This is a genomic window from Pseudomonas helmanticensis (assembly GCF_900182985.1).
In the GTDB taxonomy this organism is placed as follows: Bacteria; Pseudomonadota; Gammaproteobacteria; order Pseudomonadales; family Pseudomonadaceae; genus Aquipseudomonas; species Aquipseudomonas helmanticensis.
This window is the reverse complement of record NZ_FXUY01000001.1, coordinates 794,900-811,725: the sequence shown is the minus strand read 5'-3', so window position 1 is coordinate 811,725 and position 16,826 is coordinate 794,900. Positions and strand designations below refer to the sequence as shown.

The 16,826-nt window shown below is 57.6% G+C and carries 15 protein-coding genes and 2 pseudogenes; 6 read left to right on the top strand and 11 right to left on the bottom strand.

Going from position 1 to position 16,826, the window contains the following annotated elements; all coding sequences use genetic code 11:
• The first annotated feature begins 61 nt into the window (after positions 1–61).
• Complete coding sequence (gene chrA, locus QOL84_RS03795) at positions 62–1,261, top strand: chromate efflux transporter (protein ID WP_283436234.1); 1,200 nt, start codon at positions 62–64, stop codon at positions 1,259–1,261.
• A 33-nt stretch (positions 1,262–1,294) separates the two neighbouring features.
• On the opposite strand, the gene QOL84_RS03790 is transcribed toward chrA, so the two are convergent.
• Entirely contained in the window at positions 1,295–2,182 is an 888-nt protein-coding gene (locus tag QOL84_RS03790; protein ID WP_283436233.1) for an EamA family transporter, read from the bottom strand.
• Positions 2,183–2,289: 107 nt separating this feature from the next.
• On the opposite strand from QOL84_RS03790, the gene QOL84_RS03785 reads away from it, so the two are divergent.
• Positions 2,290–3,072: an AraC family transcriptional regulator gene (locus tag QOL84_RS03785; protein ID WP_283436232.1), complete on the top strand. Its 783-nt coding sequence runs from the start codon at positions 2,290–2,292 to the stop codon at positions 3,070–3,072.
• Positions 3,073–3,164: 92 nt separating this feature from the next.
• Here the strand turns inward: QOL84_RS03785 and QOL84_RS03780 are convergent, their stop codons facing one another.
• Positions 3,165–3,578, bottom strand: a complete 414-nt coding sequence (locus tag QOL84_RS03780; RefSeq protein WP_283436231.1) for a hypothetical protein — start codon at positions 3,576–3,578, stop codon at positions 3,165–3,167.
• Positions 3,579–4,234: 656 nt separating this feature from the next.
• On the opposite strand from QOL84_RS03780, the gene QOL84_RS03775 reads away from it, so the two are divergent.
• Entirely contained in the window at positions 4,235–4,597 is a 363-nt protein-coding gene (locus QOL84_RS03775) for a DUF6124 family protein (protein WP_283436230.1), read from the top strand.
• A gap of 264 nt (positions 4,598–4,861) precedes the next feature.
• Entirely contained in the window at positions 4,862–5,659 is a 798-nt protein-coding gene (locus QOL84_RS03770; RefSeq protein WP_283436229.1) for a hypothetical protein, read from the top strand.
• Here QOL84_RS03770 and QOL84_RS03765 read toward each other — a convergent pair.
• A pseudogene (locus tag QOL84_RS03765) lies at positions 5,654–6,037 on the bottom strand (DUF1214 domain-containing protein); the annotation flags it as partial. The gene QOL84_RS03770 and the pseudogene QOL84_RS03765 sit on opposite strands and share 6 nt — an antisense overlap.
• A gap of 451 nt (positions 6,038–6,488) precedes the next feature.
• Positions 6,489–7,952, bottom strand: coding sequence for a DUF1254 domain-containing protein (locus tag QOL84_RS03760; protein ID WP_283436228.1), 1,464 nt, complete (start codon positions 7,950–7,952; stop codon positions 6,489–6,491).
• A 248-nt stretch (positions 7,953–8,200) separates the two neighbouring features.
• Between QOL84_RS03760 and QOL84_RS03755 the strand changes: the two genes are divergently transcribed.
• Positions 8,201–8,761 carry a fasciclin domain-containing protein gene (locus tag QOL84_RS03755; protein WP_283436227.1) on the top strand — a complete coding sequence of 187 codons (561 nt, stop codon included), beginning with the start codon at positions 8,201–8,203 and terminating at the stop codon, positions 8,759–8,761.
• Between the two features lie 145 nt (positions 8,762–8,906).
• Here QOL84_RS03755 and QOL84_RS03750 read toward each other — a convergent pair whose 3' ends face one another.
• Together QOL84_RS03750 and QOL84_RS03745 are read right to left on the bottom strand one after the other, a co-directional pair.
• Positions 8,907–9,161, bottom strand: a complete 255-nt coding sequence (locus QOL84_RS03750; RefSeq protein WP_283436226.1) for a hypothetical protein — start codon at positions 9,159–9,161, stop codon at positions 8,907–8,909.
• A 121-nt stretch (positions 9,162–9,282) separates the two neighbouring features.
• Entirely contained in the window at positions 9,283–9,651 is a 369-nt protein-coding gene (locus QOL84_RS03745; protein WP_129394254.1) for a hypothetical protein, read from the bottom strand.
• A gap of 184 nt (positions 9,652–9,835) precedes the next feature.
• Here QOL84_RS03745 and QOL84_RS03735 point away from each other — a divergent pair, with 184 nt between their 5' ends.
• Positions 9,836–10,294 (top strand): metallophosphoesterase family protein, encoded by a 459-nt coding sequence (locus QOL84_RS03735; protein ID WP_129396143.1) that lies wholly within the window; start codon positions 9,836–9,838, stop codon positions 10,292–10,294.
• A gap of 55 nt (positions 10,295–10,349) precedes the next feature.
• Here the strand turns inward: QOL84_RS03735 and QOL84_RS03730 are convergent, their stop codons facing one another.
• From QOL84_RS03730 to QOL84_RS03710, 5 genes and pseudogenes are all read right to left on the bottom strand, one after another.
• Positions 10,350–10,805, bottom strand: coding sequence for a GNAT family N-acetyltransferase (locus QOL84_RS03730; protein ID WP_283436225.1), 456 nt, complete (start codon positions 10,803–10,805; stop codon positions 10,350–10,352).
• 232 nt (positions 10,806–11,037) lie between these two features.
• A pseudogene (locus QOL84_RS03725) lies at positions 11,038–11,165 on the bottom strand (copper-binding protein); the annotation flags it as partial.
• Positions 11,153–14,269, bottom strand: a complete 3,117-nt coding sequence (locus QOL84_RS03720) for an efflux RND transporter permease subunit (RefSeq protein ID WP_129394256.1) — start codon at positions 14,267–14,269, stop codon at positions 11,153–11,155. The pseudogene QOL84_RS03725 and the gene QOL84_RS03720, both read right to left, overlap by 13 nt.
• Positions 14,266–15,513, bottom strand: coding sequence for an efflux RND transporter periplasmic adaptor subunit (locus QOL84_RS03715; RefSeq protein ID WP_283436224.1), 1,248 nt, complete (start codon positions 15,511–15,513; stop codon positions 14,266–14,268). Before QOL84_RS03715 ends, QOL84_RS03720 begins: the two co-directional genes overlap by 4 nt.
• On the bottom strand, positions 15,510–16,766 hold the full coding sequence (locus tag QOL84_RS03710) for a TolC family protein (protein WP_283436223.1): 1,257 nt from the start codon (positions 16,764–16,766) through the stop codon (positions 15,510–15,512). The genes QOL84_RS03715 and QOL84_RS03710 overlap by 4 nt, the downstream gene beginning before the upstream one ends.
• Positions 16,767–16,826 lie beyond the last annotated feature (60 nt).

Sequence of the window (16,826 nt, the reverse complement as noted above, 5' to 3'; positions counted from 1 at the left end):
GCATTTCGCTTTACGGGAGTACGCTATCGTAATCCGATTATTGAAGCAGGAACGCCGGTAGATGACAGAACCTCATACCGCTGAGCAAAACAGTGCCTGGTCGGTGTTTCTGATCTTTCTGCGCCTTGGGTTGACCTCATTCGGAGGGCCGATTGCGCACTTGGGGTACTTCCACAACGAATTCGTCACGCGACGGCGCTGGCTGAGCGAACACAGTTATGCGGATCTGGTCGCGCTCTGCCAATTTCTGCCGGGACCGGCAAGTAGTCAGGTCGGCATGGCCTTGGGTCTTTCGCGAGCGGGATATCGCGGTGCGCTGGCAGCATGGGCGGGTTTTACCCTGCCGTCGGCCACCATCCTGATTGCGTTTGCCCTCGGCATCGCACGTTATGGCAGCGCGATTTCGCCCGGTGCCTTGCATGGCCTCAAAGTGGTCGCTGTCGCAGTGGTGGCGCAAGCCGTGTGGAGCATGGCGCGCAACCTTTGTACCGACGGGCCGCGGGTGGCCCTGATGGTGATTGCCGCCTTTGTCGCGTTGCTTGCACCGTCGGCATGGGGACAGGTAGGCGTGATTGTCATTGCCGCCCTGGCTGGCCTGGTGCTGTTCAAACCCAGGCAACGTGTCGAACCTGACGCCCTGCCGATCACGATCAGCCAACGAAGCGGAGCAATCTGCCTAATACTTTTCCTTGTGCTACTCGTGGGCCTGCCATTCGTGGCCGAACGGCTCCCCTACCAAAGCGTGGCGCTGGTGGACGCGTTCTACCGCGCGGGCGCCTTGGTATTTGGCGGTGGCCATGTCGTTCTCCCCCTGCTGCAGGCCGAGGTTGTGCCTGCGGGCTGGGTCGGCAACGAAACGTTTCTCGCCGGCTACGGTGCAGCGCAAGCCGTGCCGGGGCCTTTGTTCACGTTTGCCGCGTTTCTCGGTGCCTCGATGACCGTTACGCCCTCAGGCTGGCTGGGTGGCGTAATCTGTTTACTGGCGATTTTTGCCCCTTCGTTTTTGCTGGTCGTGGGAGCCTTGCCATTCTGGCAGCAGCTGCGCCGCAATACCCGTGCACAGGCCGCTTTGGCCGGGGTGAATGCTGCGGTGGTCGGCTTGCTGTTGGCCGCGCTTTATCACCCTGTCTGGACCAGTGCCATTCTCGTGCCGCAAGACTTGGTTTTGGCATTGCTCGCCCTGATTGCCTTGATGTTCTGGAAGCTGCCACCGTGGCTGGTTGTGCTCGGGACGGCAGTGGCGGGCTGGGTTATGTATTAAAGAGTGTCCGGCACGTCAGGGTCGGGCCAATGCTCAGGCGATTCGCGCACGACGGCGTGACAACAAACCCTGCAAATACCCTGAACCCAATACGATCGCAGCCAGCACCAACAGGATCAATCCCCACTCCGCAGGACTCGGATGTTGGCCAAGAATCGCCATCGAACTGAAGATGCCAAACACCGGAATCAACAGCGACAGCGGGGCCACGCGCGAGATCGGGTATTCGCGCAATAGCAGGTTCCAGCCCCAATAACTGAAGTGCGTCGCTGCATACACCTGGAACGCGAGTGAAACCAGGGTCATCGTATTGAGCTGCGCAGGCAGTGCGATGAAAGGTGCCGAGCCGTGCAGTGTCCACGTCAGCAACATCAGCGGGATCGGCGGAAACAGGCTGGCCCACACCACGAACGCGAAGATCTCGCGCACCTTCGATACCTTGATGATGACGTTGCCGACGCTCCAGGCCATTGCGCTGCCAATCACCAGTGCCAGCCCTGCCCTCGACGCGTCGCCGGGGCTGCACAAGACGATGCCCAGTAACCCTGCGGCCGCCAACAGCGCGCCGAGCAATTGCGGGCGCCCGAGACGTTCGCGAAAAAAAATCACGCCCCAGCCCAAGGTGAAAAATGCACTGCACTGGATCAGCAGTGATGCGGTGCCGGGCGGCACTCCCCACGCGATGCCCTGATTGATCAACGCCCACATCGCGACGCCGAAGATCAGTCCGTAAGCGGCTAACCATCGAAACGCTATTCGTGGGCGCTCGACGAAAAACACCCAGGGCAACGCAGCCAGCGCGAAACGCAACGCGGTCAGCAACAGCGCATCGATGTCGACCAGACCCAGTTTGGTCACGGGAAAATTCAGTCCCCACACCGCTGTTACCATGATCGCAAGTAGGAGATGTTTCTTGTGCATGATCGATCGTTCCCATCGCCGAGCGGAAGTGCTCGTGCGGGGAGAATATGCAAGCTATCGAGCTGGCCCGCTTTCAGTCACAGGCCATCTTTCGATAGAATCGGGCCATGCGCACAATCACCGGTCATCCTTACCAGAACATACTCCGCGATGCAGTCGTGACCGCCGTTGATTACGCGGACGGCACGTTATTCCCGCTGCACGATCATCAACGGGGTCAGTTCGCGTATGCCGCCAGCGGCGTCATCACCGTGTTCACCGACGATGGCAACTGGGTCGTTCCGCCCCAGCGTGGCATCTGGGTGCCCGCGCAACTCCCCCACTCCATGCAAATGCGTGGGCCGGTGACCCTGCACAACACCTATATCCGCAAACAGGCGGCGCAGCGACTGGGGTTGTCGGGCCAATGCCAGGTGCTCGATGTGTCGCCATTGCTGCGGCAGTTGCTGTTGAAAGCCATCGACGTGCCGGCGCGCTATTCCAGCCAAGGGCGCGACGGTCATTTGATGAGTCTGCTGCTGCACGAGATTGCCGCGATGCCCGCACTGTCGCTGAATGCGCCACTGCCGGCAGAACCGCGTCTGGCGTCGGTGTGTCGCGAGTTCCTGAACCTGCCTTCGCTGGAAGTGGGTATCGATGAGATGGCCGTACGTGCGGGAATGAGCCGGCGCACCTTTACCCGACATTTTCGGCTGCATACCGGGATCAGTTTTATCGAGTGGCGGCAACAGGCTTGTCTGCTCGCAGCGGTGGTGATGCTGGGCAAAGGTCAGCCAGTCACCCAAGTCGCGATGACCTTGGGATATAGCAGTTCCAGCGCGTTTGCCACAGTGTTCAAGCAATTACTGGGGGAAGTGCCGAGCCGTTATGTCGTCGAGCAACACGTTTAGCGGTCGCATAAAAAAGGCCGGATCTATTGTTTGATAGATCCGGCCTGTTTCTTTAACCTTGACGCTTTGCGAGCAGCACCCAAGTCAAATCCTTAGTTGCTCGTATCCAGCCCACCGTAAATATTGGCACTGCTACGCGATGTGCCTTTATTACTGTAAGTTGTATCGTAACCACCATAGATATTTGAACTGCTTTGCGAAGTACTGCCATCACTATTATGCGTATCGACTCCGCCATAAATATTCTTTGTACTTTGCGATTTACGGCCATCGCTATAGCTTGTGTCTTGGCCACCGTAAGGGTTCGCGCTGCTTTTCGAAGTGATGCCATTGCTATAGCTGGTGTCTTGTCCACCATAAATATTCTTGCTGCTGGTAGAGCTTGTTCCATCGTCGTATCGGCAATTGAAACCACCGTAGCTGTTGGCACTGCAATCGTCTGCCAGGGCTTGATACAACGGCATGGCGAACAGAACCGAACCCAGCAAAGCAACCTTGAGCTTCATGAAAACTCCTTGAAGAAAACTCGACATCACTTAAAAGACATTAGTTAGCGTTACCGTGCAGGCACGCTTGAGAGATAAAGGACGAGATAACTCATGAAGGATAAGGTGGATGAAACTCCTTGTTCAAAAGTGGCCGCATGCCATTATCTATACAGACTGAGTTTCGAAAACTAAGTTTCTGCAGTACAAAATTATTTTTAACGCGACAAGATCAAAGGATGCCTGGGCAGTCTGGCTGCGGCTGCGGCTGAGTTGCACGTCACCATCGGCGCGGTCGCATCGCTGAAGGCCATGATTGTTTAACGTTTTTTGCGTTGTGTTTAAGGACACTTGGCGTTACGTCCGAAAGGCTACGACGCCTTGCGCCGTTGCCTACGACTACGCCAGAATCCGCCGACTTGTGCGCCTGGAGTGCCATCGGTAACTTGATTCGCGTCACTGTTCGCAGTGACCGGGTTTAGTAGCCCGAGGTAAATGAAAGTGCACAAGCGTCTGTCAAAAAGGTATTCACGTACCTGCATTTGATGGCGGCTGTGCGTAGGGCGCCCTCGGGCGCGCCGGCTTTCTTCTTTTCCCCGGTCTACTAACCTGCGCACCGCTGCCACCCCCTGTTTAGTAGCTCGGCGCGGCGGCCACATAACAGGAAAAAGAAGAACATGTGCAAGATAACGCCGAACCCTCCAGAAACCGATCCGGCCTCACCTTATGAATCGCTTGATTCAAGAAAAATGCACGACGCGGCTGAGCGTGCGCTCGATCATTACCTAAATCCCGCTGCCGCGATCATGGCTACGCCGTATCAGGCGAGCACGATGTTTCTGGTTAACCCGGAAACAGATACCGAGTCATTGCTGGTTAACGCGTGCGAATCGCTGGCCTCGGCCTCCATCATGCTGGGGGATGTTGCGGGGTTGGTGGATGGACCGATTCGCAAGACGTTGCTGGGCATTGCGCAGGTGGTAATGTTTGGGGAGTTGGCGGTGAATAGGGCTTTGGACAGGGTTGAAATTACAGACTAGGTCATTGCATTCAGTGGCGATTTGGCCGTCGCCACTGATCGGATCAGATTCTTTTGAGCGCTTGCGAATGGCTGCTTTCGGCCAATAGCAGTCATTCGTGAGCGGCCGTTTTCGACCCATGAGGACGTCCGCCGGCTTGAATAAAAGCAGATGTCTGTAGACATCCAGTGAACAGTAACTGAGTTTTGTGATATCAAAGAGCCCTCACAGGATAGGTGGGGGGGGGGTAGGTAGCCCCCCTCAATAAGAAAAATAGGTATACAAATGCTCCTCGCAAAGAACTGCTTCACAAAGGACAACCTGAAAACTAGAAAAACTATAAAGCTGGGCACTTTGTATGAATATAGAAAAATCGAGAGTGCCCAGATTGTCGATAACGGTGAAGGCAAGTACTCTTTTTTACTAAAGTTTGACGGAACAGTAGAGATTGAACGACGCTGGTTCAGCGTCATGTTTCAAGGCGCAATCGGCTTAGGTGACGATGAGCATCACCCACGAATTCCAGGAACTATGAGCGCAGCTATTCATAAACTGGAGATGGTTGGCGGGAACGAACAGATCATTAGAGTGCGAGATTCAAGTGCGAGCATTCATCGAGAAGCACTAAACGGATTCATTTTTTGCATGTCTCAAGTTAGGAGGTTTCGAGACGCTGTAGGATTATTTCCCGACTACGATGACTGTTGGTACATGACCAAATCAAAAGCGCATAACTTAGGAGTAACGCTTTCAGCACTGCTACGGGATCGCATTACCTCAGGGCGTCATTCAGGTAATCACATAGTTGATCCACACATCTCACTAGAGAACTTGTCAATTTACTGTCGGCATGAACCAGTGTCTTACCTTGGTCGCGAGATTCACATTTCAGATACAAGCGTGTTTACCGCAGATCACTTCATGCGCAAAATCTGGGATATGGCGTTTGTAAAGCCCCCCTCTTTCTTGGCAGAGAAGGAATATCGATTCAGCTTCACAATTGTGGCGGGAGACAAGATCCTTATACCTACCGTGGAAAATGTTATTTTGAATGCTGAGCAACTGGTGGACTGGGCGTTATGAACTACGGCCGTACAAACGCAGAATCACGAAGTAGCCTTCGCCCGGCAGGGTTTTGACCCAGTTTTTACCGGCGCCGGGTGAGTCCGGGCCGAAATGCACATCGATCGAACCATCGGCATTGGCGACAGGTTTGTCCATGGTATTGATCGATGGAAACGGCTGGCCATTGTCCAGGCCGGACGCGGTGATCGAGTCGTACGCGGTGACCGACCAGAACAGTGCAGCGGGAATACCTTTGGGCAGGTTCAGCGTGTAGCTATTGCTGCCGGAGAGGAATTCACCCTTGGCATCGACGAACGTGGCCGGGTACTTGGCGCCGACGTTTTCCATGTTCACGGCCATGCCCGGGCTGGCGGAATAGGCGTTAGTGAAGAGGCCGGTGCGCGGGTCGATGTAGTTGAACGTGTCGGCGGTAAACGTCGCGTTGCCGCAAAAATGGGGACGGATTTATTTTCAGAAAAAATAAATCCGTCCCCTTATTTTGCTAAACCGCAGCTGCCACGACGACTTTGCATGTTTGGCCACCTCGTTTGCTTCAATCGAGTGTCCGTAGTGTTTCAACGATAAGTGAACGCACCCAGCGATGGCCTGCGTCTCGCTGAGTTCGTTCATGCCAGGCCAAGATTTTTCTGAAGCCTAGAATTTCAACAGGCGGCTCTACTGATGTGAGCCCGATGTTGTTCACTGCCAATCGACGCGGCACGACAGCGATTATGTCGCTGTACGCTAGAATCTCTGGAAGTACCAGAAAGCTGGTCACCGACACTGTCACTCCTTAGCGCTGCCAGTGATTTTGCAAAGGTGTTCATCGTAAACGCCCTTGTCTCGTTCAATTGGCTTTGACCACAGCGGGCGGTACCCATTGGCCGTTCAGCGCGGCCGGCTCAGGCCAGTACGCGCGAATGTAGAGCGAGAAATCAGCACCTTTGGGCGTCGGCAGCCAGTTGGTTTCCTTGTTCTTGCCCGGCGATTCACTCTGCGCGTAAATCGTTAGCGAGCCGTCAGCATTGGCTTGCAGGGATTTGTTTTTGGTGCCGATGGAATAGCGCTTGAGGTCGTTTGGCGAGAAGAAGTGCTGTTCGTTGTACAGCGTCAGCGACCAGAAGCCTTTGACCGGCGGCAACTGCCCTTTGGCGAAGGTCACGGTGTAGCCGTTTTGCCCATTGAGACGCGTACCGGACTTGTCCAAGTCCTGATAGAAGTATTTGGTCTCTTTCTGCTGGTTGACGAAAATATTCGAGCGCGCCACGGCGGTACGGCTGAAATAGTCGGTGCCGAATGCCGCGCCGTTGCTGATGGTGCTCCAGTGATCCGGCAGTTGCAGGCCGTAGTTACGAAACTGCAACAGCGGGTCGATGACTTCGCTGTCGGCTTTTTTCGCTTCATCGATCATCGCCGCCTTCAGTTGGGGATCAGCCTTGGCGATGGCCGCGAGAGTGGCCATCTGCGCGTAGCGGGCTTCTTCGCCCGGCAACGGTTTGGCGTCCTTGAGTAGCGCCGGCAACTCGTCGAAGAATTTCTCCGGCATCACCCATTTGGTTTCGCCGCTGCCCGCCGCCTGCGCCGGGAGTTTCGGCAGTTTCGCCCAGTCCCGGTGTTTGACCTTGCCGTCGTATTGCGACAACGGGTACATGTCCACGCCCGACAGCGACGCTTGAATGGCTGTGCGGTCGGCTGCGGTATCATCCTGGAACACCCGGGGAATCACGAAACCGGTGTTGGTGCGCGAGCGGAAGACTTTGGTGATCCCGGCCGGGACTTCGCCCTTCCAGTCAGGGCCCACCAGCAGATAGAAACCGGGCTTGGTGTCATACATCTTGCCGAGTTCGGCAAAGCTGTCGGAACGCAAATCCACCACTTGGTACACCCAGAAACGGCTGCCGAAATCCGGCACCTGCAACACCACCGGTTCCAGATCCAGCGCGATGCTGCCCGCGCCGTAGACCACGTCCTGATTCGGGCAGGCCACGAGGCGCTCGGCCGGATCAATGTAATCGCTGAGCATCGATAGGCGATTGATTGGCGCGACCGGAACAATTCCGCCCATCAAGCCCGGTTCAGGCAAATCCTTGAACGCTTGGCGACGGTTAAAAATATTGGCCATCGGCCAACCCCAGAAATACGCCTCACGGGCCATCATCCGCACGTAGGGCTCAGTGACCTTGGTGTTGGCGACAGGCCCGGCAACGGAAGCTTCGCCAGCGTAGCTGGGTGGCACCAGCAGGGATGTGGTTGCCAGTGCACCGAGCAGCGTCAGTGCGAACAGGTTCAGGCGATGGGGCGATTGATTCATAAAAGCATCCTTACTTGCGGGATCACCTTTTGCTGGTGAGTCGCAGAAAGATAGCTCAAGTTTGGTGGAGTGACGCTTGATCGGCTTGAACGTCAGCTTCTGGCCCAGCAGCCATCCAAAAACGCCCTACGCCAACCAAAAACCGCGATCAAAATAAAAACTTTTCCCCCACGCTGCATCCATTCCCGCCCCTGCTCCGTAAATTCATCACCCTCACTCGAAGGGTCGAAGAATTCAGGAGATGCATCATGCACACGCTCATCAAACGCATTGCCCTTACCTGCCTCACAGTGCTGAGCCTTGGCGCTGGACTCGGTTTCGCCGCCGACACCGTCATGGTGGGTGGCGCCGCCATGTATCCGACGAAAACCATCGTCGAGAACGCGGTCAACTCCAAAGATCACACCACGCTCGTTGCCGCAGTCAAAGCTGCCGGACTGGTTGATACGCTCAACAGTAAAGGCCCCTTTACCGTCTTCGCCCCCACCAATGAGGCCTTCGCCAAACTGCCCGCCGGGACTGTCGATACGCTGGTCAAACCGGAACACAAAGCAGACCTGACGAAGATCCTGACCTACCACGTCGTCGCCGGCACCCACACCGCCAAGCAGTTGATGGATGACGCGAAAATGCACAGCGGCAAAGTGATGCTGAAAACCGTTCAGGGCGAATCGCTGACCGTCATGTTGCACGACGGCAAACTGTGGTTGGTGGATGCAAAAGGTGGCAAGGCTGCAATCACTATCGCAGACGTCATGCAATCCAACGGTGTGATTCATGTCATCGATACGGTGCTGATGCCGAATTGATTTCTAACGCCTGGGCGGGCGTTCTTCAGAGCGTTCGCCATGGCTTGGAAGTGGCTCAGCAAACGCGATATAGATTTGAATGACATCCGCGCTCAAACCACTGTCGGAAGTCGCCAGGGCGCAAAGCCCTGGCAGGCAGCAGAGACTACTTTTTCTTTTTCGCAGCCTTTTCTGCCTTGTCTGATTTCTTGGCTTTTTCGGGCTTGCTGTCAGCTTTCTTCGCGGATTTCTTCGGTTCAGGGTCTTTTTTCTTGTCTTTCTTGTCCTTGTCAGAGGATTTCGAAAGCGCCGAGGCCGCCGCAGCTTTCTTCGTCGGTGATGCCTTTTTGTCTTTCAACTCTTTGCTGGCTTTGGAAGCTTCACCTTTGCTTTTCTTCTCGTCTTTAGCCACGTTGATCACCTCTCGGAGCATGCCGGTATTGGCACATCGCCTGTGGGAATACCCATAGGCTAATCATTAGGCGAGCGTGTCCAAGAGCGGTTCAAATTCTTTTGCTGCTACACAAGGACTTAACACTCGATTAGTTCTGACGAGTGGACATGCCCTTCAGTCGCTTCCCCCAATCGCCGCCATGAATGTTTTGACACTCTTGCTCCGAGTCGAAGCGGACATTGCGATCGGTAAGCTTCAGCTCGATACCGGCCTCACTCAACGCTACAGCCGTCAGTTCGAAGATGCGCACTTTCGCCTCAACTTGAGCGAGCTTTCTATCCGCGAGGGTTTCGAACACCCAGATCACGCTCAGGGTTTCAGCCAGTGCGCTCAGGTCAGCCGTGTGGGTGAGCCAGGTGAAGCCTTTGATTTCAGTTTTCGCTGTTTCGCACGCGTCGGTCAGCGTGGTGATCAGCCGGCGCTCCATGCGCGCCAGTTCACGTTTGCCTGCAGGCATTGCAAGTTCCTTGGAAGATCATCAGGGGGAAGCGGCATCTCAGGCTTTTTGAACCCGGTCGCGGATTGCCTCGGCAACGTGCGCGTCTGTTTGATCGAGCAGTATACCGGCGGTATCTCTTATCAAGGTCAATGCTCACTGGCTGACCGCTGCCATGCAGACCAACCCTGCTAATCTCTCCCCCATGAAAATAGCCATCATCTCCGACACCCACGGCCTCCTCCGCCCCGAGGCCCTGACCGCCGTTCAAGGCGTCGACCTGATCATCCACGCCGGCGACATCGGTGCCGCCGAAATCCTCGCGCAACTGGCCGAAGTCGCGCCGGTACAGGCAGTGCGAGGCAACAACGATCTAAATCTCCCTTGGGCCGCCGACCTCCCGGACCACCTCACCCTCGACCTCAATGGCTGGCCAGCCCTGCTGACCCACGACATCGCCGACGTCGCCGCCCTCCTCGACAGCTCCATCAAACTGATCATCACCGGCCATTCCCACAAGCCCTTGATCGAATGGCGCGGCGATCGGCTCTACATAAACCCTGGCAGCGCCGGACGTCGGCGTTTCAAACTTCCGGTTACTCTCGCCCTGTTAGACGTGGGCGTTGATACTCTGGAGCCGCAGCTCATCCAGCTTCTGCCTTGAAGGTTATCTGGCGCGGGGGCCTGCGGGCTACTGCCCAAATCCCATGACGACCTTTCTACTGATCCAGCGCCTTCGCCATGATGATCGTGCGCTCCGCATGATGGTATTCATCCCGGACTTTCTTGAAGCCAAGTGCTGCGTAAAAGCCTTCGGCGGTAATGGATGAGGGAACACGCAGCGAGTCAATACCCGCGCTCGAGGCGACTGCTTGAATCTGCTCCATCAAGTGTCTTCCGACACCCAGCCCTTGATGGCGTGGGTCGACGAACACGCTGCGAACCACGTCGTGATCAAGGCTCGCGGTTGCCACGATGTGATCGTCGACCGTGGTTACGAGTACCTGACGCCGGGCCAGCAAATCCAGAACCGCCCGTGGCGAAAAACTCTGCTCAACCTGATCAATGATGTCGGATGAGTAGTCCAGCGCGTTGGACTGGCGAAGGGTATTGATGATGGTCCGGCTGATCGCCGAAGCATCTGCCGGGGTCGCGGTGCGAATCAGGTAATCCATTCTGAAAGCTCCTTGCAATCATTGGCTAAACAAGAGCCGCACAGACAAATAGCAGGAATTACGCCTGTTCAGTCTGCGAACGCAACACCGACGCCAAGTCCGGGTTCCAGCTGATATAGAACAGTTTGGCAGCATTTTCCGTCGTTGCTCACTCTGCGGTTCCAAAGGGCTGCCTGCGACAACAAAAATCCCGGCACGCTCCTGCGGGCCGGGGTTCAACACCATCAGTGCCTTATTTCTTCATCGAAACAATCGTCGCTTTGCCGCCCTCCATCTGGAAAAAAACGTCACGCGGTCGCCTGCCTCAAACCCTGTCAACTGATCTGCCGACGCAGAAAAGGCCATGGTCATCGGCGGCGCATCAAGCGATAAGCCGCCGGGATGACGAACAGGGACAGCAACGGCGCCGTGACCATACCGCCGACCATGGGCGCGGCGATGCGACTCATCACTTCGCTGCCCGTGCCACTGCCCAAAAGAATGGGCAAGAGACCGGCGATGATCACGGCCACCGTCATGGCCTTGGGGCGAACCCGCTGTACCGCGCCTTCACGAATGGCGGCCACCAGTCCGCGCTCAGAGCTGTCGCCAAGGGCTTCACGTTCGGCCCAGGCATTCTTCAGGTAGAGCAGCATGATCACGCCGAACTCGGCAGAAACACCGGCCAATGCGATGAAACCGACACCGGTCGCCACCGACAGGTTGTAGCCCAGCCAGTAGAGAAACCAAGCCCCGCCAGTCAGGGCGAAGGGCAGCGTGGCCATGATCAGCAGCGCTTCATCCAACCGCGAAAAAGTCAGGTAGAGCAGCACGAAAATGATCAACAGCGTGGCCGGCACCACCAGTTTGAGTCGCGCGTTGGCGCGTTCGAGAAACTCGAATTGCCCCGAGTAACTCAGGCTCATGCCCGGTTGCAACGTGACCTGCTCGTTGACGGCCCGGCGCAGATCGGCGACCACCGCCGCAATGTCCCGCCCGCGCACATCGATGTACACCCAGCCGGAAAGCCGGGCATTCTCGCTTTTGAGCATCGGCGGGCCATCGGTGATGCTGATTTTCGCAACAGTGCCGAGGGTGATCTGGCTGCCTGAGCGGGTGTAAATGGGTAATCGCTCCAGGGCCGCAGGCGAGTCGCGCCACTCGCGTGGATAACGCACGTTGATCGGGAAACGCGCTAACCCTTCAATGGTTTCACCGACGTTTTCACCGCCTATTGCCCCGGCCACGATCGATTGCACATCAGCGATGTTCATCCCGTAACGGGCAGCAGCCTTACGGTCGATGTCCACGTCGATATAACGCCCGCCCGTCAGGCGTTCTGCCAAAGCCGAGCTGACACCGGGCACGTCTTTGGCCACGCGTTCAACTGCCTGGGTGACGGCATCGATGTCCATCAGCCGCGTGCCGGCAACTTTCACACCGATCGGACTCTTGATGCCGGTTGCCAACATGTCGATGCGGTTGCGAATCGGCGGAATCCAGATGTTGGTCAGGCCTGGTACACGCACCACACGATCCAGTTCTTCCACCAGTTTTTCCTCGGTCATGCCCGCTCGCCATTGCTCATGGGGCTTGAACTGAATCGTGGTTTCAAACATCTCCAGGGGAGCCGGGTCGGTGGCGGTCTCGGCGCGTCCGGCCTTACCGAAAACGTGCTCGACTTCAGGCACGGTCTTGATCAGGCGATCGGTCTGTTGCAGCAATTGTGCAGCCTTCTGCGTCGACAGTCCCGGTAGCGCCGACGGCATATAGAGCAGATCGCCCTCATCCAGCGGCGGGAGAAACTCGCCGCCCAAACGCGACAGTGGCCACAACGTACTGACAAACACCAAGAGCGCCACCAGCAGAGTGACTTTGGGCCGATGCAGCACCGCATCGAGGGCGGGTTGGTAGATCCGGATCAGCCAGCGGTTCAACGGGTTCTGTTGTTCACCCGGAATTTTCCCGCGAATCCAATACCCCATCAGTACCGGCACCAGCGTCACCGAGAGTCCCGCCGCTGCGGCCATGGCGTAGGTTTTGGTGAACGCCAGCGGGCCGAACAACCGGCCCTCCTGTGCCTCCAGTGTGAACACCGGAATGAATGACAGCGTGATGATCAACAGGCAGAAAAACAGTGCGGGACCGACCTCCGCCGCCGCGTCGGTCATCACTTGCCAGTGCCGCTGTCCGGTCAGTTCCTGCCCAGGATTGGCCGCGTGCCACGCCTCGATTTTCTTGTGCGCGTTCTCGATCATCACCACGGCGGCATCGACCATGGCACCGATGGCGATGGCGATCCCGCCCAAAGACATGATGTTGGCGTTGATGCCTTGGTAGCGCATGACAATGAAAGCAATCAACACGCCCACAGGCAGCGAAATGATTGCCACCAGCGAGGAGCGCAAATGCCAGAGGAAGATCCCGCACACCAGTGCGACGACGATGAACTCTTCAAGCAGTTTGTGGCTGAGGTTGTCTACCGCACGGTCGATCAGTTTGCTGCGATCGTAAGTGGTGACGATTTCCACGCCGGCCGGCAGGCTGTTTTTCAGCTCCTGGAGTTTGCTTTTTACCGCGGCAATGGTCTCGCGGGCATTCTTGCCGCTGCGCAATATCACCACGCCGCCGACGGTCTCGCCTTCACCATCGAGTTCACTGATGCCTCGGCGCATTTCCGGCCCCAACTGGATCGTCGCGACATCTCCCAAGGTCACCGGCACGCCGCCCGCACCGAGCTTGAGCGCGATTGAGCGGAAATCATCGAGCGACCGCAAATAGCCGGAAGCGCGCACGATGTACTCGGCCTCAGCCATCTCAAGTACGGCGCCACCGGTTTCCTGATTGGCTTTGCCGATGGCCTCGCTGACCTCCACCTGAGTGATACCGAGGCTGGCCATTTTCAGCGGATCCAGCTGCACTTGATATTGTTTGACCATGCCGCCGACGGTCGCCACCTCCGCCACATTGGGCAGGGTCTTCAGTTCGAACTTGAGAAACCAGTCCTGAAGTGCACGCAGTTGCGCCAGATCGTGCCCGCCCGTGCGGTCCACCAAGGCGTACTGGTAGATCCAGCCGACGCCTGTCGCGTCCGGCCCCAGAGCCGGTTTTGCACTCGCTGGCAAACGACTTTGTATCTGGCTCAAGTATTCCAGGACACGTGAGCGCGCCCAGTACAGATCGGTCCCGTCCTCGAACAGCACATATACAAAGCTGTCGCCGAAGAACGAGTAGCCCCGTACGGTTTTCGCACCCGGGACCGAAAGCATCGTGGTGGCCAACGGATAAGTCACCTGGTTCTCGACGATTTGCGGGGCTTGTCCGGCGAAGGGCGTGCGGATGATGACCTGTACGTCAGACAGATCCGGCAACGCATCGATGGGCGTGTTCTGCACCGACCAGATGCCCCAGGCCGTGACGAACAGTGTTGCCAGCAAGACCAGCAAGCGGTTGGCGACTGACCAGCGAATGAGCGCAGCGATCATGGCTGCACTCCCGACGGCTCTTCTTCTGAGCCTGAGACGATGCCTTTGAGTCTGGCCTCCGAGTCGAGCAGGAATTGCCCCGACGTCACCACTTTCTGGCCCTCCTCCAGACCTGCCACGATGGCTGTCCTGCCATCGCTTTCCTGCCCGGTTTGCACTTGCACGGGGCGATAGCGGCCGGCGTCTTCGGCAAGCATCACCAAGGTTCGCCGGCCAGTGCGGATAACCGCCTCGCTGGGCACCCACAACTGACTTGGTCCGGTTGTAGGGTGCAAGCGCACTTGCGCGGTCAAACCGGGCCTCAGGCGTTCATCCGGATTGGGCAGTTCCACGCGTACTTGCAGGGTGCGGCTATCCGCGTTGGTTTGCGGCAGAATCGCGGAGACTTTGCCGTTGATCTTTATCCCCGCAAAGGCTGGAAATTGCGCCTCGACCGTTTGCCCGACAGAGATTGACCCTGCCTCGGATTCCGGCACGGCCACCGCCAGCCAGACAGAGCTCAAACCGTTGACAGTCGCCAGCGTCTCACCCGCAGCCACGGTCATTCCCGTGCGCACGTTCAACACTTGCAGCACGCCGGCAATGGGGCTGGTCAGCGTCAGATGAGGTTGGACCTTACCGTTGCGCTCGACCTGAGCAATCAGTGCCGCCGGCATGCCTGTACGCCGTAAACGCTGGCGGGCGGCCGCCAACAATTCGCTATCACCGAAACCTTTGAGGGCAAGGAACTCGGTCTGCGCCGCCGCCCACTCCGGCACCAGAATATCCGCCAGCGCCGCGTTGGCCTTGAGCACATCGCCGGGGGCGTGGGCGTAAACGCGCTCGACAAAACCTGGAGTGCGCGCCTGGATCACTGCGACATCGCGCTCGTTGAAAGTCAGCACACCGCTCACGTCGAGGCTGGAATCAAACACCCCACGCGTGACCGTCGCGAAACGCAGGCCGAGATTCTGCGTCAGCCCCGGATCGATGCTCACCGCTGCGCGGTCGCTGGTTGCGCTGGCGTAACGGGGTACCAGTTGCATGTCCATGAAGGGCGATTTGCCCGGTTTGTCGAACTTTTGCTGCGGGTACATCGGGTCATACCAGTACAGCGCTTTACCCGCGTCCGGGGCATTGCGGCTTGGTTCGATGACAGCACCCTCGCCGCTGCCGAGGCGTTGTTGTGCGAACCAATAACCAGCGGTTACACCCAATACCAGCGCAGCGCTCGCCAGCCATACTGCATTCCATGCAAGCTTCATTGGCTCGGCTCCCCGTAGGCAAAGTAGAGTCGCGCACGGGTCAGCGCTTGCTGCTCTTCCACGTCGACCTGTTTCAGTCGGGCTTCGATGAGTTCACGCCGGGCCACGACAAGCGCATTCACATCGCCTTTACCGGCGCGGTAGCTGGCCATGCTCAGTGCGACTTTTTCCCTGGCCAGCGGCACCAGACTTTGTGCATTGCGCTGGACTGCCCGGTTCAGGCGCTCGTAGTCAGCCAGCTGACTTTCCAGTTGCTCGGTATGCTCGCGTGACAGGGCTTCGCGCTCGGCCTCCAGCTGGCTGAGTTGCGCTTGCCGGGCGGCGATTTTTGGGTTTTGGCGGGAGTCCGGAAACAGTGGCAGGTCCCAGGAAAACTGCACGCTGAGCATGTCGCCGAACTGACGGTCACGGTGCTGATAGTCCAGCTCCCAACTCCAGTCGGATTTTTTCTCGGCCTCGGCCTCCCGAATCCTGGCTTGCGCCTCCTCGCTCATCGGCCCATACGCCGCCAACTCGGGGTGGTGTTGTAATTGATGGGACAGCTTGGCAGGATCGACCGGCCATTGCGGCAAGCTGCCCACGGGCTGTTGATTGGCAGCGGCACCGATCCAGCGTTTCAACGCCGCGCGCGCTTGCGTGCGCTGGCGAATCAAATCGTCCTGCTGCTCTGCCAGTTGCGCCGCTTCCTGCCGGGGAGTCACAGCATCGGCCGGTTGCGCGCGACCACCCGCAATCTGCGCCCGGACGGTATCGGCCAGCAGGCGGTTTTCCGCGTAGAAATCCTGAAACAGCGCGTCTTTGCGCTCGACCGAATAGCTGCTGATCCACGCTAGCGCCGTGGATTGGCGCACGTTCAAGCGTTCGACCCGGCGCTCGGCGGTAGCGCGATCAACGACGGCGCTGGCCACCTCGATGCGCGCCTTGCGCTTGTCACTGTTGGGCATTTCCTGCCGGACGCCGACCATCTGCATGGTCATGAAGTCGTCGTTGACGCTCCAGCGATCCGGACCGCCAATAGGATAATTCTGCAAACCTGCGAGCAACTTCGGGTCAGGTAATTCACCCGCTGGAATAGCCGCACTGCTGGTGGCCTGAATTTTTGCATCCTGTGCGGCCAGCGACGGCGCATTGTTTTCGGCCAGCCGTAATGCTTCGTCGAGGGTCAGCGTGGCGGCCAGGCTCGGCAAAGCCAGCATGCTCGCCGCGAGGCCGGCCACGAGGGACCAACCTGTGCAAAAGCACTTGGAGTTCATGTCTACGATTCCTGTGATGATCCACTGCGCGCGTCAAAAGACCTGCGCACAGCTATGCCA